Consider the following 21,599-nt stretch of genomic DNA (forward strand, 5'->3'; position numbering starts at 1 on the left):
GCCACTTCCTTTCGTTTTGTATGCTGTTGTCATTGGTCATCCCGGCCCGGCACCCAACGCTGACCGTGCTGCGTGCTCAGGTACGGCCGCTGGCAGTGCTGATCCATGCCGCCCCAAGCGGCTCCTGCCAAAATTGCTTTTTCTGTTGCTAGCCTAGGCGGAGTTCCTATCGACCCTACCGCCGACCAGGTAAGGGCCTATGGTACCGCCGCCGGGAGCAGAAGCGGTGCGAGGAGCAGGTAGCCGCGAGCCAGGTGCGTAAAGGCTGCGACCTGCTGCTGCTGCCAGCGCTCATCGTGCCCTAGTTCCGCTGCCAGCAGCGCCGCTACTGTGGGGGCCATCCGGATAGCGGCCTTTGCGTCGAGGAACAGCACCCGCACCCGGCGGGCTAGCACGTCTTCTACGGTGCGGGCCATCTCGTAGCGCGCCGCCCAGACCACCTCGGCCTGGAGGAATTCGAGCTTCTCGTCCAGCTTTCCGCCCAAGGTAGGCTGGAGCTGAATTAACTCGAGTAGGGCGGGCTGGTCGCTGCCGTACACCGAGAGGTGATGGCGGCGGTCAGACGTGGCCAAGGCGCCGTGAATGGGCAAGGTCGCCGTTTGGCTAGCAGCCGGCACGAGCTTGCCCAAGCTGATGGCTGTATCCACCGTGTCCTGGCCCATGCGGCGGTACGTCGTCCACTTGCCCCCCGTAATGGTGATTAGGCTCGTTTCCGAAACCAGAATCTTGTGAGAGCGCGAGATTTCCTTGGTTTTCTGCGAGCTGCCTTGCGGCGCCGCCAGCGGCCGCAGCCCGGCAAATACGCTCCGCACGTCGCTGCGCTGCGGGGCACGAGTGAGGTAACGGGCGGCCGTGCGCAGTAGGAAGGCAATTTCAGCCTCCTGGGCGCGCGGCTCGGCGCTGGTCTCGTTCACCGGCGTATCCGTCGTTCCCAGCAGCACGCGCCCCTGCCAGGGCATGGCAAAGAGCACGCGCCCGTCGTCCGTGCGGGGAATCAGCAGCGCGGCCTCGCCGGGCATAAAGGACTGATCCAGCACCAAATGCACCCCCTGGCTGGGGCGCACCAGCTTCGGGACTCCGGGCTGGTCCAGCTGCCGTATTTCGTCGACAAAGATGCCGGTAGCATTGACCACGACGGTACCCCGCACCTCATAGCGACGGCCTGTTTCCTCGTCAGTGGCCCGCACGCCGCACACGCTGCCCTGCTCATCTTTGAGCAGGCCGCGCACGGCGCAGTGGTTGAGCAGCGTACCGCCGAGCTCCACGGCTGTTTGCGCCAGATTGATGGCTAGGCGGGCATCGTCAAACTGCCCGTCGTGGTAGAGCACCCCGCCTTGTAAGCCGTCGGCCTGGAGGTTGCCTACCCGCTGTAGCGTTTCCTGTTTGCTCAGCTGCCGGGCGGCTCCCAGGCTGTGCTTGCCGGCCAGCAGGTCATACAGGGTCAGGCCGAGCGTGTAGAATGCGTGGCTCCACCACGAGTAGGTCGGAATAATAAAGGCCTGGTTCAACACCAGGTGCGGGGCGTTGCGCAGCAGCAGGCCGCGCTCAACCAGCGCCTCGCGCACCAACCCCACCTCGCCCTGGGCCAGGTAGCGCACGCCGCCGTGCACCAGCTTGGTGCTACGGCTGCTCGTGCCTTTGGCGTAGTCCTCCTGCTCGAGTAAGAGCGTCTTATAGCCCCGGCTGAGGCTGTCGAGGGCCACTCCGAGTCCGGTTGCCCCACCCCCAATGACAATCACATCCCAGGGGGGCTGGCTCGCTAGGCGGGCCAGCAGCGTCGCGCGGGTAAACGCGGCCGCGCGGAGGGCGGTCTGCCGAGCATTCGTTTGCTCGGGCTGTGATGGTTTGAAAAAGACACTCGTTTGGGGACGCACTAGGATACCGGTTTAAAGATGGTATGTCGGGGGGTATACACCAAGAGCCCCAGTAGGGCGAGCAACCCCGTCCGCAGCCCCAAGCCATCGCCCGCCCGAGGTTGTGGTAAACCAATAATACACATTTGCCGGGGGGAGCACCATCGACGCGAAGTCCAGCAAAAAGGCGAAGCGCCTCGACTTTAACCTCGTGGGTTTCCGTGTCCCCTCACAGGCCGGGCAGCGAAAGACAGGCAGATGGTTGGCTGGGCTCGTTTGCCACCGGGTAAAGCGCTGGTGGCACCGGAGGCAGGTAGCGGGCGGCATAGCAACCGAGCAGGAGGGGGGCTAGTAGGTGAATGGACACGGAAAAGGTACACTGTTGGCAATTTGCCTAGCTCTAATAGTCATACAATTGCCGCATCCAAGCGACTCAGGCGAGTCGCCCCTGACGCTTGGAGCAGGCTGCCCCCTTGCGTCAGCCGCCCAAATATGATAATAAGGTGCTAAAAGGGAGGATTAGCTAGCTGTCTCGCGGACTCGGCAGGTGGGTATACGAGAGCAGGGCTATCATTTCTTAAAGGAAGAATCCATAAAGTTTATAATCATCCAACTAATGTAATTTTTTAAATAATTATTTTAACTCATAAATTTTTATGTTAAATGAAATGTTCGTAAATTAGTATAGCAGCTGCAACAAATATTTTTTCACTCAACACTTAACACTTACCAAAATGATCACGTTAGAAAATCTTGTATCCGACCTGCAAATGACGCACGTCGATTTAGTAGTAGGTGGAACCTTTCCTCCATGCGGCAGCAACAGTAACAGCCGCAGCAAAAAAAACAAGCGCAGCAAAAAAAACAAGCGCAGTCATTCTAGGAGCCGGAGCAATAGCTGCGGCTGCTAGTAAGCTAAGATTATGCAATACAATCTAGGATAGAATATAGGAATGTATTGCATTAATTAAACAAAAGCTGGAAAAGCGGTATCCATTCTGTTTTTCCAGCTTTTGGTTTCTTACATGTTGGCTATTTGAGTAGGGACTTAATTCTGTGCCTCTGTACTATGCTAAGCCTTAAGAGTAAAATCAGATACAGGTACTGCACCTCAAACTGAGTTTGTAGTAACCGTGGCGATATGACTTGGAATTGAGGCTCACCTCCCTACTTACCAAGATACAGCTCGATCAAGCTATTGATGCTTGCCCCGCTATTCCCACAATATTTTCAATCTTATGCTATCATGACAGCCCGACGATTTTACCTTTCAAAAGGGGTAAGCGTGCATGAGCACAATGATAATTTCTACATTGAAACTATCACAGAGGAGTTTAAAATCAATCGGACAATTGCCACCTTCCTAGGGCTATTAAATGAACCTAAAACGCCTCAGGAACTTGTACAGGGATTACAAGACCTAACACAGGGCGCAAGTACTGATGTCATTGAGCCTTTGGTTTCTAAGTTCCTTAAAGACATGTACCGGCTTGAGGTTGTGCGTAAGGAAGGGGATACAGATATAGTGGCTTTAACCCCAAATTACCAATCTGGGGCACAAATTGGCCAATACCTTATTACCGATTTATTGTCCCAGCATAATCGATATGTACAGCTCTACCGGGCCACTGACTGCGAATCTGGTGAATTGGTGGTACTGAAAATGTTTTCCTATTCACTGGAGAGCATAGGCAATGATACCCGTCTGGCGAAGGGCTTTCGGCAGTTCCAGCAAGAGTTTGATATTATGCGTGCGCTGCCTGCTCACCCGAACATTTGCGCCCTAAAAGCCTATCATACGGAGCCATATCCTTACGCCGTCCTAGAATATCTGCTAGGCAAATCGTTGTCCGAATGCGCACAGCATGACACTATCATCGAGGACAGCAAAGCCCATTTAGCCACTCAGATTCTGTCATCATTAGCCCACATCCACGCTAATGGAATTGTGCATGGCGATATTCACTCCCACAATTTTATGGTGAATGCAGATCATGTTACCATGATTGACTTTGGTTTCTCGTACCGGGTTGGCGTCTCAGAGCAAGAGCAGCATATCAATTGTGGCGGAGTACCAACTTATCTGGCGCCAGAACGCATCAAGCAGCACAATTATGACTTCAGTAAGCAGGCAGCCGATTTCCGGGCGGAAGTCTATCAAATAGCACTCGTGCTTTTCAAGCTCTATTATAAAGAATTGCCATTTGATGGGGAAACCTGGCTAGAACGTGCTGCCTCTATCACCACCTATGATTTTGGCCAACATCTAAGCCCCTCTGTTCCCCATGAGGCGGTGTTGGTGCGCGCACTACAGAAAGGCCCTAACGAGCGGTATGCATCCGGCCAAGAACTACTGGCATCGTGGCAGCAAGCCATAGACATCGAAAGTTCGGTGGTAGTGGAGTCAAGATAGACTCTCAACGAAAGCACCCCTAAGCTACATGCTGCACACCAGCCTATTCCACCCTGATTCCTATGGTAGACTGTCAACTAAAGAACAATGACTGCGGCATAAGCGCAGTTAAAACCATCTTTAATATTTTCGATCAGGACGTTAGTCGAAAGTATATACAGCAGAACATCTTTTTAGATGAGAAGGGCTCAAGCCTAACCGATCTACAGAATTTCCTGCAGCGGCATGAGTTTGCCACAAACCTGCGTGTACTCGATATAAATGCTATTCAATTCAAGCCTTCTGCCTGGCAGGAGCTGTTTCCTTTTATCATGCCTATCGTGCACGCCAATGGTCTGCACTATGTGGTAGTGGATAAAATGAAAAGCTCTAAGCTGCGGGTGCTCGATCCGGCAAAAGCGAATGAGTATTATGTGACAGTATCTGAACTGAAGAAGATGGCCTACTTCAGCAAGAGCTATTGGGACCTGATTCAAATGGAGCAAAAGTTAATGCTGCTCTGTACCCAAGAACTGGCCCTCTACAGCGTCAAGCTTGAACAAGCGCTAACTACCAATGACGCTAGCACACTATTTAATAAGCTCACGTACTTCACCTATCTCAAAGAGAACTTTGGGTTGAGGGACAAAGAGGCTGAGCAAAAATTTTTACACGATCTTCTTTTTAATCAGGATGCCGGTGCACTGCCCAAGCATTTTCGGTCGCTCAAGGATGCTGAAACCCGCATGATGCTTCAGGCGCCCATCATATTAACAGTCGCGCTGAAGCCATCCAAGCCGCGGCCCGAAGAGGTACTACCCGATGCAGCTAAGCCCGAACAAAGTCCCTATCTAACTCTGCTACAAGAACTTGGTCGCAATCGCCAAATTTGGTACATCTACATTTTCGCGGCGCTATTTTCTGCAATGACAGCCCAATTGGCTGTATTCACCGGCCAAATACTGATTGACTATATTCTGCCTTCTTACCAGCTGAATACGCTCGTTGTATTTGCTATTGGCCTAGGGGTATTCAAGCTCTTCGACCTGGCCACTAGTCTAAATGTGGCCTTTGTGGGTATCCACATGGGTAATATTCTGGACAAGTACTTTCTAACCCGCTTTGACGAGAAGCTAAATCAATACTCTCTTCCTTTTATTCAGTCCTTCAAGCGTGGAGACCTGACCGAAAGAATGAGCGATGCCTTCAAACTGAAGGGGTTTTTTTTGCGCTTTTTCACCAGAATCATTGTCGACGTATTTGTATCGATCTACTCGCTCGCTATTCTCTTCTACATAAATGCTAAGCTTACCCTGATTGTCTGTGCCGTAATGGCGGCATTTTATGTGTGGTTTCGCTTGGTAACACCTACGCTCAAACGAAATGAGCGGTTGCGCTTTCTGCGTAAGTCTGAATTCTTCACGAAGATGATTGAAAAGCTGGATGGCATTCAAGTACTGAAGTCGTTCCGCATCGAAGAAACCTACTCGCGCAAACTACTGCAAATCGTGAATCAACTGCTTAACGTGCAGTTAACCAACAAGTACGTTGACCTAGTCAACGTCGCAGTGATATCCGTCATCTCTCTGATAGCATCACTGCTGATCATCGTAGCATTAACCAAAACAGCTATTCAGTCTAATGCCATTTCGCTAGGACAAATCATTACCTACATAGCGCTATCCGAACGGGTATTTTCCGCATTGCGTGGTATTCTATCTGAGAACCTAACTCTGCAGGAAAATGAGGTAGTGCTCAGACGTTATTTGGATTTTGAGGATGCTTCTGCCACTCGGCCGTCAACTGGTGGTATTGATAAGTTTACGATTACTAGTCTGGCTCTCCAAGATCTAGGATTTGGCTACAACCCTCAGAATCTAGTTCTGCATGACGTTTCATTAGAGGCTGAACTCGGCGATAAAATCCGCATAGAAGGACAGAATGGTTCAGGAAAAACCACCCTGAGCAAAGTCCTGACGGGGCTTTATGAGCCAGCGTCTGGCCGGATGATGCTTAATGACACAGATCGACGATTCTTCGATCAGGAGAAAGTCAAGGAGAAGCTAGTGCTTGTTACCAACGAGGATATCCTATTTAATGATACCATCGAGTTTAACATCGCTTTTGGCCGCAAAGTATCGCCAACTCGCATCATGCAAATGGCCAAAAAAATTGGTTTATATGATTTTATCGCTAGTAAAGAAGAGGGACTAGGCTTCCTCATCAATGAAAATGGCCGCAACCTGTCTACTGGTCAGCGCAAAAAGATTTTGCTATTACGCGGGCTTTTCTCCTCTGCTGACGTGCTAATTCTGGACGAAGTGCTTTCAGGAATTGACGCGGAATCGCGTGTTCAAATTGAAGGCTTACTGGATGAATTTACTAACAAAATTCTGATCGTGATTTCGCATGAGCCTATAGATTATATCCGTTTCACTAAGCACTACTACCTAGACCATGGAACATTCGTCGTACCAGCCTAATAATATAGCTATCAGGCTGATTAAGGTGTTTTGTGGCCTGCTGATCGGCTTTCTAGTCATCTTTCTTGGTTTATTATTCTTCTTGCATATCAATGAGACCATTGATTTTAAAGAGGGAGAGATTTACTCTCGCAACCCACAATCCGTAATTCGTACGCCAACTGATGTACGTGTGCTGAAGGTGCTAGTGCAGGAAGGTGATAATGTTAGTCAGGGCGATACACTGTTCGTACTGGAAAACAAACGTGTAGAATATGACTATGCAACAACGCGGGAAGAAGTTGGGCTGACAGAAAACAAAATCGCTGTTGCCGAACGGATGTTAGCATACACACGGGAGCGACGCGCTACGTTGGAGCGTCTGCGCAATATCCAAGAACAGACCTACAACGCCGACCGCCAGCAAATTGAGCGCGAGATGCGCACGCTGGCCGCGGCAAGAGGTTATGCTGAACAGCAAAGTGCAATCAGTAAGGATCAGTATCGAACCGACTCTCTTCTCTATGCCCAAAAGGCACTGTCCCGCCTCGAAGCTGTTGAATCGAAAAGCCGTAGCCTGCTCAAACGCAAGGAGGCGGCGGAGACACGCGCCTCCTATGAGGAGAAGCGTGCTCGTCTGACTAGTCTTTTACAGAATTACAAGCAGCAGATCACGACCCTAGACATTGATTTAAATTCGCTGCAACAAGACGAACAGGCGAAGCAGCGTGAATTGCTGGATCTGCGTTCTCAGCTTTCCAGCAAGCGTAACTCAGCAGTAGTATTAGGCGACGCGGCTAACCAACTAATTGTACGGGCACCAGTTGCGGGCAACGTTATTAATATATATAACGACCGACAAAAAACGGAACTGCTCGATCGAAATCAGCCCTTGGCAGTAATTGCCCCCCACCAAGAGCAATTCTACGCAAAGGTCATTTTGCCCGAGCGAGAACTGGCCTACGTACGACTCGGCCAGCCTGTGAATTTGAAGATTAATGCCTATTACCACTACCAGTACGGGGCTATTCGCGGGCGGGTATCATTTATCTCACCATCGAATGTAAATGATCAGTTTTTTACCATCGTCCAACTAACCGGCCGTCCTCGCTTTCCTCTCAAAGCTGGCTATAAGCTTAAAGGTGAGATAATTACTAATCAGTATACTCTACTCCGATACGGAGTGAAAAAGTTATTCGATAAAATCGACACCTACGATGCGGTCTAATGGTTGGGCTTTTTTGGTCTTTATTGTGTTGCTCCTTATAGTCCGTCAGGGCAAAGGGCAGCAGGTGCTTCCCTATGAAGACTGCGTAAAACGGGCATTACAGCAGAACCTACTGATGAAAAGGGCGCTCCTCGACCTAGAAGCCTCTACTGTGCGTCTGAAGACTCAGAAAGCAGATATGTTGCCGAGGCTCAATGGCTCCTTGCGCAACAATAATTCCGTAGGCAGAAGTGTCGATCCACTAACGAATGAGTTTATCAACCGTAAGTTCAACTCAGTCAGTGGGTCGGCAGGGTCTTCCGTTTATTTATTTCAGGGCTTTAAGACAGCTAATGCTATTAAGGCTGCTAAGCAGGAAGTGGAGCAAAATACGGATCAGTTACAGGCATTAAAAAATGATATAACGGTTGATGTCGCTTTGGTATATATCCGCATTAATTACTTGCTAGAACTTATCAAAAGCCGGCAGCAGCAAGTTGAATCTAGTGCCGATCTAGTGCGTCTGACAAGACTAAAGCTTAAAGCAGGGAGGGTGTCGGAAAGCGCTTTGTATAAGTTGCTGTCGCAGCAGGCTACGGAGCAATTAAATTTAGTAAACAGTCAAAATGAGTTGAGCCTAGCTTACCTGGACCTGCGACAAATCCTAAATGCTCCACCATTAGATGAAATTCTTATTAAACCCTTAACCTATAATTCTTTAGCAGAGATTGATTTTCAGGCGCCAATAATTGAGGAGGTAATAACAGCAGTGGAAGCGCAGCCAGCGTTAATGGCGAAACAGCATAACGCCGCTCGACTCTATCATCAAATTGCCGTCATCCGTGCTGACAAGTATCCTTCCTTACAATTGACGGGCTCCTTAGGATCAAATTATAGCAATACGAATGAGGTATTCGATTTCCGCAGGCAGTTTAATAATAACATGTACTATGGAACTGGGCTAGCCCTGACAATCCCATTATTCAATAGTTTTCGCTACAACCTGCTTATCCGGGAAAGCCGCCTGCGTTATCAGCAGAGTTTATTAGATTCTGATATAGAACGCAACCGCTTAACTAAAGTCGTACAACAAGCCATCGCCGATGCTCAAGCCGCTAACCAAAGTTGGAATGCCGCGCGGAAAGCTGAGGAATTTGCTCGCAAGGGTTATGAAGCTGATCTATTAAAGTATAGGTACGGTACAATCTCCGTTTTTGAGCTCAATCAAGCTAAAACTACTTATGTAAATGCACAAACCGACTTATTTAGAGCTAAATACGAACTGATTTTGCGCTCTAAGCTAGTCGGGTTTTACCAAGGCCGGCCGCTGGTACTGTAGCTGTAGGTCAGTGCTCTACTGGCCCTGCAGCAAGGGCGCATCGACGGGTATAGCTTCCTGCAGTTTCCCACGGCGCGGGCGCGGGGGTCTTTCACGGCTGATCCGTGGGAGTTGCTCGGCCCTGACCCAAGCGAGGCAATTCCTCACTCAGCCCGCCAGGTTTGCACCCGGCGATGCCGCGAACTTCCTGATATTGCAGCAGTCGCCCGTCGCCATCTTCCACAACAGCCGCTCGATCCAATGACTAGTGGGTTGCCTTTCTATTTTTACTTCAAGCGCCAGGCCACTACAGCACCAGTGCGTGCCTCGGTGGGTGGCTAATCCATCTGTTGAGGTGGTTTCATTAAGTCAGCCTAAGCAAGTCTCCTGAGCCATTGATTTACTAGAGTGTGTGGACAGTGATGAGTAGTTTGCAGGATGCGACGACATGAACTTACAGAACGCGAATGGCGCCTAATCGAACCGCACACGCTGGGCAAACCGGGCACGGCCGGGGGCACGGGCCACAACAACCGGCTGTTTGTCAACGCCGTGGTGTGGCGCATTCGCACCGGGGTGCCGTGGCGCGACCTGCCCGAGCGATTCGGTAAATGGAATTCAGTGGCCCGCCGGTTCCGCCGCTGGGCCCAAGCCGGGGCGGTTTCACGACCAAGGTCTACGCCGTCGTTGACGCGCTCGGCAACGGCGTCCACCTCGACCTGACGCCGGGCCAGCAAGCCGATTGCTTGCTCGTGCCCGACCTACTGGCGGCCTTGCCGCAAGAGCCGGGCAAGGTGGTGGCCGACAAGGCCTACGACACCAGCGCCGTGCTGCAAAGCATTGCCGCCCACCAAGCCGAGCAGGTCATTCCGCCGAAAAGCAACCGGAAAGTGCCACGCGACTACGACGAGAATCTCTACGATGACCGCAATAAAATTGAACGCTTCTTCAGCCGCTTGAAGCAGTCACGGGCCTTTGCCACGCGCTACGATAAAACGGCGCTTTCCTTTTTAGCCGTCGCCCATATCGTCGTCGCACTCGATTGGCTGCGATGACCGTCCACACACTCTAGACGCCACTTGGGGATTTTTATTCGTGTTATTTGGCCTAGGTAACGGGTCGCCCACTAGTTGTAGCTCTGTCCCATTATACCCTCGTGGCTGTTGCAGAATCCAGTGTCTGTTTACCGTTTGGGTGCGTAGAAGGAGGATGCAAGGAAAGAAGCACTTCACCGATAAAGTGGTGACTCGCTTTCGGCTCTCCGAGCGGGTCCCCGCACACAACTTCTATCGGCAGTTAGCCGAGTTGATAGACTGGCGTTTTCTCTACGAGGAAACCCAAGCGCTTTACAGCCACACGGGGCAACCCTCGCTCGACCCGGTCGTGTTTTTCAAGCTCGTGCTCGTGGGCCGGTTGGAAAACCTGGTCAGCGACCGGCGGCTGGTCGAGCACTGTGCCTTACGGCTCGACATTCTCTACTTCCTGGGCTACGAGGTGGATGAGGAGTTACCCTGGCATTCCACCATCAGCCGCACCCGGCAGTTCTACCCCACGGCCATCTTTGAGCGTCTGTTTGACCATGTCTTTGCCCAGTGCGTAGCACAGGGCCTCGTCGCGGGCGATACGCAAGCGCTGGATTCGGCGCCCGTCAAGGCCAATGCCTCGCTGGAGAGTGTAGTGCCCAAGCAGGTGGCGGTTATCTCGTCCCCCTACCTAGCCGAAACAGCGCCCGACAGCCGTCCGGTCCCGGCTCCCGGATCAATCGTCACTGCCCCTGCGCATCAATTGCGCAGCTTGGCGGCGCTGCAGGCTAAGCGCGCGACCCAGGTTGGGGCCCCGGGAGCGCAGCATCCCCACGCGCGCTTGCTGAGCAACAAAACCCACTACAGTCCCACCGATCCCGACGCGCGCATCTCCGTCAAGCCCGGCAAAGCCCGGGCCCTGAACTATCGCTGCAGCCTGGCCGTGGACACGGCCCAGGGCGTGATCAGCCACGTGCAAGCGGATTTCGCCGACAGCCGCGATAGTGTGTATCTGCCTGTCCTGACCCAACGCGTGCAGCAACGCTTGGCAGCCAACGACCTGCGGCTGCTGGATCTGCTGGCGGATGCGGGCTACTCCACGGGCTCGAATTACGCCTTTCTCGAGCAACGCGGCAGCACGCCCTGGATTCCGGTGCACGGGCCTTACAAGCCCGAAATCGAAGGCTTTCCGTATGACCCCGTCGCCGATCATTTCACCTGTCCGGCCGGCAAGCAACTGCCCTTCCAGAAGTACACGACGGATCCGAATGGCGGCTGGCAGAAGTACTACCGCGCGCCCTACTAGGACTGTAAGCAGTGCCCGCGCAAACCCCTCTGTGTGCCCAAGAGCCAGTGCCGGCACATCACCCGCACGGCTTATGATTCGGCCTACAAACGGGCCGTGACGCGGCAGCGAAGTCCGCAAGGGAGACGCATGAAACGGCTGCGCCACAGCACGGTGGAGCCCGTGTTCGGCAGCTTGATTCATCACTATGGGCTGCGCCGGATCGGCATGCGCGGCCAAGCGGGAGCTCACAAGGCAATGCTCCTGGCCGCGATGGCCTACAACTTGAAGAAGCTGCTCAACCACCGGCCCACCCAGTTCTTGAGCGTGGCACTAGCCCTGCCCAAACCACCCCCACCACCTAGTACCCTCCCTTTTCAGCTTCGAACCAAGCGCCGCGGCCTCCAACGCCAGCAGGTACAAGGCTGAGACAGATGGATGCGGGGAGTTCTGCAACAGCCACCCTCGTTTTATGAGGCGAGCAGTAGCTAGACAAAAAGTGGACTTCGCTGTCTAGTTCCGTGCTTTTTATTACCGTCTCATAAATCAACGCGTCATCTCGGGACTGTCAAATGAGATAGTGAGACCCTTACAGTAATTTTCCGCCCCGTTGTAACGAGAACCCCATCTTAAACTACCTAATTCTCAGGGTTTACTGTGATTGGAAATGACAATGAGTTATCGTATATTCCCTATGGATTATCTATTAGCGCGCAGCTAGGAAGTAACTACCAGACTTCGCTGGCGAGTAAAACGAATGTATCCAGTAGGGATACGGAAGTGTAGTAAGCTCTAGCCTGAGCCAGCCAATTCCTTAGGTACAGGAATCATGCATACGATCAAGATTAGTACTCCAACGCCGGCTCGCCGAGGGTGGCTAGCTACTAGTTTCTCCATCCTGAGACATTTTTTACTTTATTGTCTGCTGCCAGTGGTAGCTGGATTAGTCAGTTGCGAGAACGAGGCAGACCCTCAACCAATTACTCTGCCACCTACCGTGGTCGAGAGAACGGTCCCTGTCCAGAACGGAGTTGGCCAGCCGCTAGTAAACTTTGTCTTTACCCAAACGACAACCACGGTCGCACCCGGCAAGGCTACTGCTGTGTTGGACGTGCAGGTCCAAAACGTTTCCAGCTGTACACTCAGCTTTCCCTACACGATTACAGTAGGCTCAACTGATGTCAACAATTCTCCTGTCAACAATATAGTCAACTATAAGCTACAAGGATCGGTGGCTAATCTACCCGTCAATACAACGGTAGAAGTCCATCATCAAGTTTCGACCACTCCTGCTGATTTTAGACAGGTTAGTATCAGCATCACGCCAATTGGGCTAGTTAAGTATGCTGACTGTCCCATTCCAGCAGGGCTTTGGACGGGACAATATCTGGTTTCTGCCGACACCTGGGATTACGAGCGAGACGAAGAACGGGGTGCTACACAATTAACCATTCCGGCTACCGGCCCCTTGGAACTAGCATTCACGGGCTATAATTCGTTCGGGCAACTCAGTGGCATGACCACAAAAGTGACTGGAACCCTGAATGAGGCCCATGAATTTACTGGCAGCGGACAAACGAGCTTTGATAATGAGGTTATTGGTAGTATCAAAATGAGCGGCTTGATATCACCTACCAGCCCTGATCCACTAACAGGGAAGAAAAGGCTCAGTGTTGGTCTAATAATCGGGTATACCGAGATCTCAAAAAACCTTATTGCTCTTACTAGCATTGTCACAATGCAGTAGACCGAAGGCTATACCGTGAGGTGGTCTAGCTAAGCCGGACAGAGGTGGGACGTGGTTTGAAGGTGGGTTTTGAAGTGGTTGGGCGCGAGGTAACCGAGCGAAGAATGACGTCGTTCGGCGTTGTAAGTGGCGATGTGGTGGCTGATTTCAAGCTTGGCTTCGGCCAAGCCTGGGAAACTTCTGCCATCGAGTAATTCGGCCTTAAAGCGGCTCCAAAAGGATTCGGCGTGGGCGTTGTCATAGCAGTTGCCACGCCTGCTCATGCTTTGCAGTGCGCCATTTTGCGCGAGTAAGTCTTTGAGGCGGGTGGCCGTGTACTGGCTGCCCTGGTCGGAGTGCACGGCCAGGGCGCGGCGCAGCGCCTCGCTGACCAGGTCTTCCGGCATGGTGTCACGTACGTCCTACGTGCCGCCCCGGCGTCACCAAAGCCCACGACCTTGCGCGAGCAGCGGTCGAGCCACACAGCCAGGTACAACCAGCCGCCGCCCTAGCGGGGCAGGTAGGTGATGTCGCCCACCCACACCCGGTTGGGGACGGTAGGGGCCGGCTGGCCGAGCACCCGGTTGGGGGCGGCGCGCACGGCCGGGTCCGAGTCGGTGGTGCGGGGCACAAACGAACGGGGCTGCTGGGCGCGCAGGCCGTAGGCCTTCAGCACCCGGCGGATGCGCCAACGGCCCACCCGGTGGCCTTCGGCCTGCACTTCCACCCGCAGCTGGCGGGTGCCGTAGCGCTGGCTGTGCTGGCTAAACGCTTTGCGTACCGCTACTTGCCAGGCCGGCTCAACTGTCGGCCGCTGCCGGCGGTGCTGCCAGGCATAATAGGCTGCCGGGGCCACGCGCAGCACCTGGCAGAGTTGGCGCACGGGCACCTGAGCGGCCCGCTCGGCGATGTGCTGGTAGGTGCTCACGACGTCGGCTGGCTGAAGATGACCGAGGCTTTTTTAACATATCGAGTTCCTGCTCGGCCCGCTTGAGGCGGGCCCGCAAGGCACGCACCTCCGGGTCGCGGGCCACCTCCCTACTGCCCACCTCGGCCACCACCTGGGCCTGCTGCCAGCGGTAAAGCAGCTTGGGGCTGATGCCTAACTGCCGGGCCGCTGCCTGGGTGCTGCGGCTCTCGCTGGCCAGGCGCTGGGCCTCCGCTTTAAACGCCTCATCGTAGGTACGCCGTTTGTCGGGCGACGCCCCGCTGGATTTGCTTGCCATAACAGAAGAAATAGTCGTCCTTCTTCTGTCCGTCATCCCTAAACCACCTCACTTGATAGCGGTCTGCAACAAACTCCTCAAGCAAGCCTTCGCCATTGTCAAATCCGGCGTGCCCTACCAAGCTGATTTTACGTCAAAACTTGCCTGCAATGCTTGACTTTTAACTAAGTTCATCTTTTGCAACCCTGTGCACAACGTATCCCACTGCTGCCTCCGCTTTCCCTACTCCCTGACCATCACTGCCGCCCCAATCGCTGCCGGCTGCTCCTTCCCTGTCACGGCCGCTTCACCAGGGCCTGCAGCACGAGAACATCGGCCGGACTTTTCGCCGATTTCAACCGCAATCCCACCTGGAGCTGGGGCTGGCCGCTCACCGGATCCGGCTCGCCTAGCCGGAGCAGGCCCGCGGCCTGGACCGTATCGACCACCCCGTTGTCCCCGCGCGTAAGGTCCTGGCCGCTAAACCCATCATCCGGCGTCAGCGTCCCGACCAAGCGCGTGCTCGCGCCGGTGGGCTGCCCGGTTGCCGTGAGGCGGACATAGCGGATTTCCAGGGGGCCGCCCGCGGCCGGAACGGTGACGTATACACTCCCATCCTCTTGGGGTCTAGGGATGCTGGGACCGTACGCCCAGTCGTCCTCGTAGTCTTCTGCGAACAGCGAATACGGCCCCGTCCAGCTACCCCCCAAACTCGGACACTCGGTCCGGACCGGCTCCCCGTGGGAGGTGATGACGATCCCGGCCGTGTGCAGCGGGAAGGCGGTTGTCGCCACGACGTGGTGCGCCTGAACCACGGTCCTGACCGGCAGACTGGTCACGGTTCCCGGCAGCTCATAGTCGACTAGCTGACCAGGCCCCCGGGAGCTAAGGGTGAGGGTATAGGGGAAGCTGAGCGTGCAGTTCGACCCGTTTTGAATCCGCACGTCCAGCACGGCCGTGGCCGGAGCCGGTGGGGCGGTCGTAATGGTTTGGGTGAATAAAAAGAAGGCGAGGGGCTGCCCCGTTCGGTTCGTAACCGGGACCATTCGCGAGGTAGTCGCCACCGTGGGGCTCTGGGGCAGGGGGGGCGCCGGCTGTGGCTCGGCTGCGTCTTGACATCCACTGAGCGCGAAGCAGGCTAAGAGGACAGCGCAGCAACAACGCCGCGAGCGATGGGCACTAGGGAGGATATGCATATTACGGGTAGGTTTGCAAGCGTGACGTGCTGTCGATTCTGGCGCCGTTGGTCGCCGAGAATGAATGGTTTCTCTCTACGCGCGGGTAGAGCCCCTAGCTATCCTCGGAATATACGCCTTATATCGCTCATCGTCAATCGTCTAGCTAGCAATATATAAATACCCAAGCGGGTAAGAATAGGCCTATCTGCTGACCCCGCTGCGCCGGCTAGCGCGGGCGCAGCGGGGTCAGCAGATTGCCCCGGAGCTGGTAGACGCCCCCGGAGCCCGGGTGGGAGTCCGTCGCCGCCGCGGTCGTCGCGCCAGCGAAGGCCACGGTGGCGCTGAGCGCATCGAGGGTCGTGAAGGCCGCCGTAGTCCCCCCGCCCGGCGTCAGATCGGTCCAAGTGATGCCGTCCGCACTGATCGAGGATCCCTCGCCCACACTCAGAAAGCCCCCCGGAATGGCATCGATGGTCACTCCGTAAAACCGGCCCTGGGGCGTGCTGACGGGAGTGATGGCGGACCATGTCTGCCCGCCATCGGTGGTGCGAATCATGCCGCCCCCCGGGATACTCAAGTCGGGTGAATTATAGGCAATGCCATTGTTCTGGTCCCGAAAGGCCAACCGGTACACCCCGTAGCGCAAGGGCGTGCGCGCCGATACGGTCCAGGTGAGGCCCCGGTCAGTGGACTTCCAGACCCGGGCAAACCGGTCGTCCTCGCCGTTCACGCCGAAGTTGGCCGTGCCCACCCAGAGGGTGTTCCCCAAGGCAAAGTAGGAGAGCAGCAAGCCGGCCTCCCCCACGAGCGGGGCCGGAATAGCCGCCGCGGGCACGCGTTGCCAGCTCGCCCCCGCGTTGGTGGTCCGGTAAATCTCGTACCCCCCTTGCACCGGGTCCCCAAAGGCAACGCCGGTGGAGGCATCAAAAAAGTGGGTCCAGTTCAGGTAGCTGCCGGGGCTGGTATACTCCGTTGTCGTTATCTTGACCCAGCTTGCGCCCCCGTTAGTAGTTTTGAGTACCTCCCCCCCTCCATCATCATTGTATTGCGAGATATAGGCGGTATTGGCGTCAATCGCGGCAAGGTGGCCGGCGCGGAAGCCGGGGGTGCCACCGGTGATGGGCTGGGACGTCCAGTCGGTGCCGTTGGTGGTGCGCGCGACGTGGGTGGCAAACAGCTCCCCCTCCTTGCCCAGCAGCTGCCAGGCGGTGGTGGCACTCAGCGTAACGGTCTGCCAGGCCCGTTGGGCCGGTTCGGTTTGGATGGGCCCCGTCGTGTTGCGCAGCAGCCACGAGGGGGCCTGGCCTAGGGGAAAGGGGAGGCTGCCATCCTCTTGGCGGCAGGAAGTAACAAGGAGGGTGCCCAACAGCACCGGCAGGACTGGGCGCAGCAGCGCCGAAAAACGAAGCTTTCTCATACTATATAGGGTAGATAGACACGCGAATAAGAGTAGCCCCGGGGTAGAGCCCGGGAGTCAATCAGAGGCAGAAAAGGGCGAGGAGGAGGGCCGCAAGAGAGAGCGGCGGCGAGGAGGGGGCACCGCGAGGGCGCACGGGGGAACGGTACTCGTCTATCGCTCCGCAGAGCAAACGGGGGGAGCTATTGCCTTGCCCAATTTATAAGAAAAGCTATATTAAATATCGAATTAGTTTAATCGACATTGTGATTTCTTCCATACCTTTTGCGTCTTGCAAGGGTTAACAAAGAATGGGAAAGGACTTGGCCCGGGCTAAGCGGGCCAAGCAAACCGGAAAAAACTGGTCCAGTGCCTCACACACCTCCGCTTCAGCTAGCGCCATTGCCGGACCGAGAGTGGTGTGGTCGCTCGTAGTATTACTGTTCTACAAATCTAAAGAGTGCTTAAGGGCAATGCATTGTAAAAATCGGCCAAAAGAATGATCCAGCGAACGACGCTCACAATGCGGCCACGACTTGGATAAAACGACCGTCAAAATCCCGATCCGCCGCGAGATAAAGGGTGGGGGGTCGTCCGGTGAAGTGCTGAAAGTCTTTGATGAAATGAGACTGGTCGTAGTAGCCGAACCGGTGGACGACGTCCAGCCAAGGGGCATTGTGCGTCCGGAGCAAGTAGTGCATGACCGCTTGGAAGCGAATGACGTGCGCGTACTGTTTCGGCGACAGCCCGACGAGGTCAGTAAATTTGCGGGTCAGGGAACGCGGGCTAATGCGCTCTTGCTGGGCCAGTTGCCCTATTTTAACCTGCCCCTGCGTTTGAAAGATGCGGTGCATCGCCCCGTGCACTTCGTCGGGCCGGGCGGTGGCGTTCCGGAATAGTCGCTTTAAAAAAGCGTCCAGCACAGTTAACTGGCCCAGTTGGCTTATTTGGGCCGCGAGTTCGTCCATCAAGAACCGGCATTCAGGCAGGAGGCCGTCGAGCTTGACGACGGAATCGGTATAGTCCGCTGTCACCAGGCCCAGTGCCGGCAGGGCCACCGGCCGCAACGCGACCATGTACGCTTGGGTTGCGCCCACTTTCAACAGCCAGCATTCGGTGGCCTGCCCCATGAGGTACGCCCCCGCGGTCAAGGGTCCGCTCTGCATGGGTTGAAGAAATTCCAGCGGAGCCCCTCCTGCCCCTGGTAAAATGATCATCAGGGCCGGTACCCCCCGGGGAATGGTGGGCAGTACCTGAGGTGCCGCAAACGCACTGCGACCGTACAGGTAGCCGCACACGAAGGGCCGCAATTCTTCCGCAGGAGGAAAGCTTTGGAGAATCATGGCTTCAGGTGTTTGTCTCCCTTAAAAGCTGCCCCTTCCGCTACGCTAAGGTGGCCTGCCTGAAGCCAACCGCACCAAAGCTCGCCTTCTTGGGCTGTCCACAGAAACAGGTCGCCGACTGTGCAAGGCTCGCGCTAGCCATAAATTTCCGGACCGCCACGTGGCGGCGCAGACGCGCAGTACTACTACTCATTCACGGTGCTACTGCAAGACTAGGTGCCGCCCATCCTTGCTAGGCCTCAACCGTCATTCCTGCCGTGGCACCCAAACCAGACCGTCCACCCGTGCCTGTACCGCGCTAACGCCTGCTTTTCTTGGTTATGCTTCAATAGTAGCCTGTATGATGCTACACGGACTGAAAGGGAGAGGCCGCGTCCCGCCGCCCTGGGGTCCCGCCCAGACGGGTCAGCGCTGAATGAAAGCCGTTCCGAGGCAATCGCTAAGGGCGCAACGGCGATTCAATACTATACTTTTCGTGGACCTTATGGATCAGTACCAGCACTGATTCTTATCATTTCTTTATACTAGTGGCTGTTGCAGAACTCGACTTGCTGACCCCGCCGGACGCCCGTGCGACGGTGGGGAACGCTGAACCAGCGAAGGGACGCGTTGGGCGCGCGCGTGGTGGCTGGCCGTTCTGCTGCGCGAGCAGCGGCGGTCAGACGCCGAGGGTCGGGGCCGGCCGGGAAACAGGCAAGCGAGCGGGGGTGCCCCCGCTGCTACCGCGCTGCCAGGGATAGGGATCGCCGTTCTCCCCACCGGTATGGCGCCTACCAGGGCCGGATAGAGGGCCTTTTACTTTGATGTAGAAGCCCTATTTACCTTCGATTGGTAGACAATTCTCAGCCAATCGTTTAACTCGTATGATGAACGCGCCTTTCAGCGAAAGGTAGCCGGAGCAGGAGGCAGGGTCACCACGTTTAACTAAACGCGAAGCTACCGCCTCGACGTTGCTCAAAAGAAAGCGTGCCCTGCTTCCCTTTTGCCTGAAGACTGCACAGGTTGGAGGGAGCCTGACGGCGTGCCGGCATCCCGTATTTGCACGAGAATAGTTGCGGCAAAACCCTGTCTGGCTGATGGTTTCACCCTCATTATGCCTGCTTGATGCCTTCTGTAAAGCCCGTGAGCACCCCGCTCAAATATGTAGTCGGGATTGCTATCGCCAAAAGCTCGTTTGTCGCCTGTCTGGGTCGGCTCGACCTGCACCAGCAGCTGACCTTCGGCAAGGAAACTACTTTCGAGAACACGCCCAGTGGTTTTGTCGCCCTGCTCAGCTGGGTGGCTCGGCAGCAGCAGGCAGCGGTCCCGCTATGGTTCGTGGTGGAAGCCACGGGCGTCTACTACGAGGAGCTAGCGTATTTTCTAGCCGATAAGCAGCAGTTGCTCAGTGTGCTGTTACCTAATAAAGTGAAGCATTTTGCGCGCAGTACCGAGTTAAAGAGCAAAACCGACCAGCTCGATGCCCGCCTGCTCGCTCGGCTGGGACTGGAGCGCAGCCTGCCGGCCTGGCAGCCACCCACTCCCGCGCTGCGCCAGTTGCGGGCGCTCGCCCGGGAGCGGCAGGTGCTGACCAAACAAGGCGCGCAACTCAAAGCCCGCGTCCACGCCTACCAGCATAGCTATCAGCCCGATAGTCGGACGCTGGCTCGCCTGGCCGCGCAGCAGCAACTACTGGTTCAGCAGCTGGCTGCGCTTGACCAGGACTTGACGGAGCTGCTGGCAGCCGAACCGGAGCTAGCCCGCAAGCTGGCCCACCTGACCAGCATTCCGGGCGTTGGCCTAACGACCGCTGTCGTGGTGGTCGCCGAAACCAGCGGCTTCGTGTTAGTGGAGAACGAGCGCCAACTCGCTTCCTATGTCGGCCTGGACGTGGTGCAGCGGCAAAGTGGCCTCGCGGCCCATGCCACGCGCGTCTCCAAACGCGGTAACGTGCGCCTGCGCACGGCCCTCTACCTACCGGCTCTGAGTAGCTTGCGGCATAATCCCCGGCAGATGGCCTTTTACACGCGCTTGCGTACGCGGCATCCCAGTGGCAAGCCCGGCGTCATTACCGTGATGCGTAAACTGCTCGTGCTCTGCTACTCGCTTTGGAAAAATGACCATGCCTACGACCCACACTACCAGCCCGCACACCAAGTCGGACAAGAAATAGCCCCGGCCACGTAAACGGGCCGAGGCTACGCAGGATGAACCTAGAGGCTCTCCTTGGGAGACTTAAAAGTAGAAAAAAGTAGCCCCAGGGGCAACCCTTTTATCACAGTATCTTTTGGGGAGTACTACAGGTGTCGGGCAGCAAGGCAGACCGTTCGGAATTCAAGCAGCTACTCCTCGAAGCCTACCAGAAGAAGTTTGACCTAGTAGTGTTCTGGCGTCTGGACCGCTTCAGCCGGGGAGGAGCCCTGCCCACGCTGAAGTACCTGAAGGAACGCGCGACCATGGCGTGAACTACAAATCCTTCACTAAACCTTACCTCGGCTCGCTCGGTCCGTTCGGCGACGTGATAGTATCAATGCTGGCCAAGAAGAAAGCTGCCGGAATACAACTCGGTGCCCCAATAAAAAGCGTGGCGGTTATAGCACTAGCACAAGGGTTGAAAGGAGAAGGCAAATCGAATGGTGCCATTGCCCGTGCCCTTGGCATCTCACCTAGCACGGTGGCCAAGTATGTCGCCTCAACCTGCTAAAGGTTGAGGAAAAGTCTCACTTTGAGGTGTAGGGTGGAAATGAAACGAGCGGGCCCTGGGGTCCGCTCGTTTTGGTTTGGCTAGGAAAGGGTACGGCGGTTAGTTTTCACCAGCGGGTTGGCCAAAATGCTGCTGCAGTACCTGGTTGATTTTGTCGCGGGTGAGGGGCTTGGTGAGGTAGCCGGCGATGGGCAGGCCCTGCATTTGCGCTACGTCGTTGGGGTTGAGGGAAGTGGTGAGCATGATGATGACCACCGTGGGATTTTCGCGTGGGGGCCGCTGGGCGTAGGCCTGCAGGAACTCGAAGCCGTTCATAATTGGCATTTTCATGTCGAGCAGGATGAGGGCCGGGCAGGTGGGCGACGTGGGCAGCTCGCAATGGGTGTGCAGCAGGTCGAGGGCCACCTGGCCGTTGCCGGCCACCAGCACAGCGTCGCTGATGGCCATGCGCCGGAGCAAGGTTTGGTTGAGAAAGTTGGTGGTGTCGTCGTCGTCGACGAGCAGGGTGCAGGAAATAGCGGCCATGCGT

General features: G+C 55.4%; 17 protein-coding genes and 2 pseudogenes. 11 read left to right on the forward strand and 8 right to left on the reverse strand.

What is annotated here, in order from left to right; all coding sequences use genetic code 11:
* Positions 1–197: 197 nt before the first annotated feature.
* The gene (locus B9A24_RS08490; protein WP_317044233.1) at positions 198–1,874 is read right to left on the reverse strand and encodes a glycerol-3-phosphate dehydrogenase/oxidase; all 1,677 of its coding nucleotides are present in this window, start codon (positions 1,872–1,874) and stop codon (positions 198–200) included.
* Positions 1,875–3,099: 1,225 nt separating this feature from the next.
* Between B9A24_RS08490 and B9A24_RS08495 the strand changes: the two genes are divergently transcribed.
* The 8 genes and pseudogenes from B9A24_RS08495 to B9A24_RS08525 all read left to right on the forward strand — a co-directional run bounded on the left by B9A24_RS08495 (position 3,100) and on the right by B9A24_RS08525 (position 13,286).
* On the forward strand, positions 3,100–4,266 hold the full coding sequence (locus tag B9A24_RS08495) for a serine/threonine protein kinase (RefSeq protein ID WP_159451989.1): 1,167 nt from the start codon (positions 3,100–3,102) through the stop codon (positions 4,264–4,266).
* Between the two features lie 62 nt (positions 4,267–4,328).
* A complete protein-coding gene (locus B9A24_RS08500; RefSeq protein WP_084444743.1) occupies positions 4,329–6,728 on the forward strand; it encodes an ABC transporter transmembrane domain-containing protein in 2,400 nt (799 codons plus the stop codon).
* Entirely contained in the window at positions 6,703–7,935 is a 1,233-nt protein-coding gene (locus B9A24_RS08505; RefSeq protein ID WP_084444744.1) for a putative HlyD family type I secretion protein, read from the forward strand. Before B9A24_RS08500 ends, B9A24_RS08505 begins: the two co-directional genes overlap by 26 nt.
* 25 nt (positions 7,936–7,960) lie before the next feature.
* Complete coding sequence (locus B9A24_RS08510; protein WP_159451990.1) at positions 7,961–9,253, forward strand: TolC family protein; 1,293 nt, start codon at positions 7,961–7,963, stop codon at positions 9,251–9,253.
* 417 nt (positions 9,254–9,670) lie between these two features.
* Positions 9,671–10,287 (forward strand): annotated as a pseudogene (locus tag B9A24_RS08515) (IS5 family transposase).
* A 154-nt stretch (positions 10,288–10,441) separates the two neighbouring features.
* On the forward strand, positions 10,442–11,560 hold the full coding sequence (locus B9A24_RS08520) for a transposase (protein ID WP_143434844.1): 1,119 nt from the start codon (positions 10,442–10,444) through the stop codon (positions 11,558–11,560).
* A gap of 12 nt (positions 11,561–11,572) precedes the next feature.
* Positions 11,573–11,968 (forward strand): annotated as a pseudogene (locus B9A24_RS21600) (transposase); the annotation flags it as partial.
* Positions 11,969–12,368: 400 nt separating this feature from the next.
* Complete coding sequence (locus B9A24_RS08525) at positions 12,369–13,286, forward strand: hypothetical protein (protein ID WP_143434846.1); 918 nt, start codon at positions 12,369–12,371, stop codon at positions 13,284–13,286.
* Between the two features lie 29 nt (positions 13,287–13,315).
* Here B9A24_RS08525 and B9A24_RS21605 read toward each other — a convergent pair whose 3' ends face one another.
* The 6 genes from B9A24_RS21605 to B9A24_RS08560 all read right to left on the reverse strand — a co-directional run bounded on the left by B9A24_RS21605 (position 13,316) and on the right by B9A24_RS08560 (position 18,387).
* Positions 13,316–13,672, reverse strand: coding sequence for an integrase core domain-containing protein (locus B9A24_RS21605; RefSeq protein ID WP_143434847.1), 357 nt, complete (start codon positions 13,670–13,672; stop codon positions 13,316–13,318).
* A gap of 101 nt (positions 13,673–13,773) precedes the next feature.
* Positions 13,774–14,148 (reverse strand): IS3 family transposase, encoded by a 375-nt coding sequence (locus B9A24_RS21610; RefSeq protein ID WP_234997118.1) that lies wholly within the window; start codon positions 14,146–14,148, stop codon positions 13,774–13,776.
* The gene (locus B9A24_RS08535; protein WP_159451993.1) at positions 14,066–14,491 is read right to left on the reverse strand and encodes a transposase; all 426 of its coding nucleotides are present in this window, start codon (positions 14,489–14,491) and stop codon (positions 14,066–14,068) included. The genes B9A24_RS21610 and B9A24_RS08535 overlap by 83 nt, the downstream gene beginning before the upstream one ends.
* 275 nt (positions 14,492–14,766) lie before the next feature.
* Positions 14,767–15,516: a hypothetical protein gene (locus B9A24_RS08540; RefSeq protein WP_084444748.1), complete on the reverse strand. Its 750-nt coding sequence runs from the start codon at positions 15,514–15,516 to the stop codon at positions 14,767–14,769.
* A 358-nt stretch (positions 15,517–15,874) separates the two neighbouring features.
* Positions 15,875–17,065, reverse strand: coding sequence for a WD40/YVTN/BNR-like repeat-containing protein (locus tag B9A24_RS21620; RefSeq protein WP_143434849.1), 1,191 nt, complete (start codon positions 17,063–17,065; stop codon positions 15,875–15,877).
* A 497-nt stretch (positions 17,066–17,562) separates the two neighbouring features.
* Entirely contained in the window at positions 17,563–18,387 is an 825-nt protein-coding gene (locus B9A24_RS08560) for a helix-turn-helix domain-containing protein (RefSeq protein ID WP_084444752.1), read from the reverse strand.
* A gap of 1,104 nt (positions 18,388–19,491) precedes the next feature.
* On the opposite strand from B9A24_RS08560, the gene B9A24_RS08565 reads away from it, so the two are divergent.
* The 3 genes from B9A24_RS08565 to B9A24_RS21625 all read left to right on the forward strand — a co-directional run bounded on the left by B9A24_RS08565 (position 19,492) and on the right by B9A24_RS21625 (position 21,070).
* A complete protein-coding gene (locus tag B9A24_RS08565; protein WP_084444753.1) occupies positions 19,492–20,553 on the forward strand; it encodes an IS110 family RNA-guided transposase in 1,062 nt (353 codons plus the stop codon).
* A 116-nt stretch (positions 20,554–20,669) separates the two neighbouring features.
* The gene (locus B9A24_RS08570; protein ID WP_159451994.1) at positions 20,670–20,831 is read left to right on the forward strand and encodes a recombinase family protein; all 162 of its coding nucleotides are present in this window, start codon (positions 20,670–20,672) and stop codon (positions 20,829–20,831) included.
* On the forward strand, positions 20,828–21,070 hold the full coding sequence (locus tag B9A24_RS21625) for a response regulator transcription factor FixJ (RefSeq protein ID WP_143434851.1): 243 nt from the start codon (positions 20,828–20,830) through the stop codon (positions 21,068–21,070). Before B9A24_RS08570 ends, B9A24_RS21625 begins: the two co-directional genes overlap by 4 nt.
* A gap of 99 nt (positions 21,071–21,169) precedes the next feature.
* On the opposite strand, the gene B9A24_RS08575 is transcribed toward B9A24_RS21625, so the two are convergent.
* Positions 21,170–21,595 carry a response regulator gene (locus tag B9A24_RS08575; protein ID WP_084444755.1) on the reverse strand — a complete coding sequence of 142 codons (426 nt, stop codon included), beginning with the start codon at positions 21,593–21,595 and terminating at the stop codon, positions 21,170–21,172.
* Positions 21,596–21,599 lie beyond the last annotated feature (4 nt).

Origin of the sequence: Hymenobacter roseosalivarius DSM 11622, from assembly GCF_900176135.1 — a bacterium.
Taxonomy (GTDB): Bacteria; Bacteroidota; Bacteroidia; order Cytophagales; family Hymenobacteraceae; genus Hymenobacter; species Hymenobacter roseosalivarius.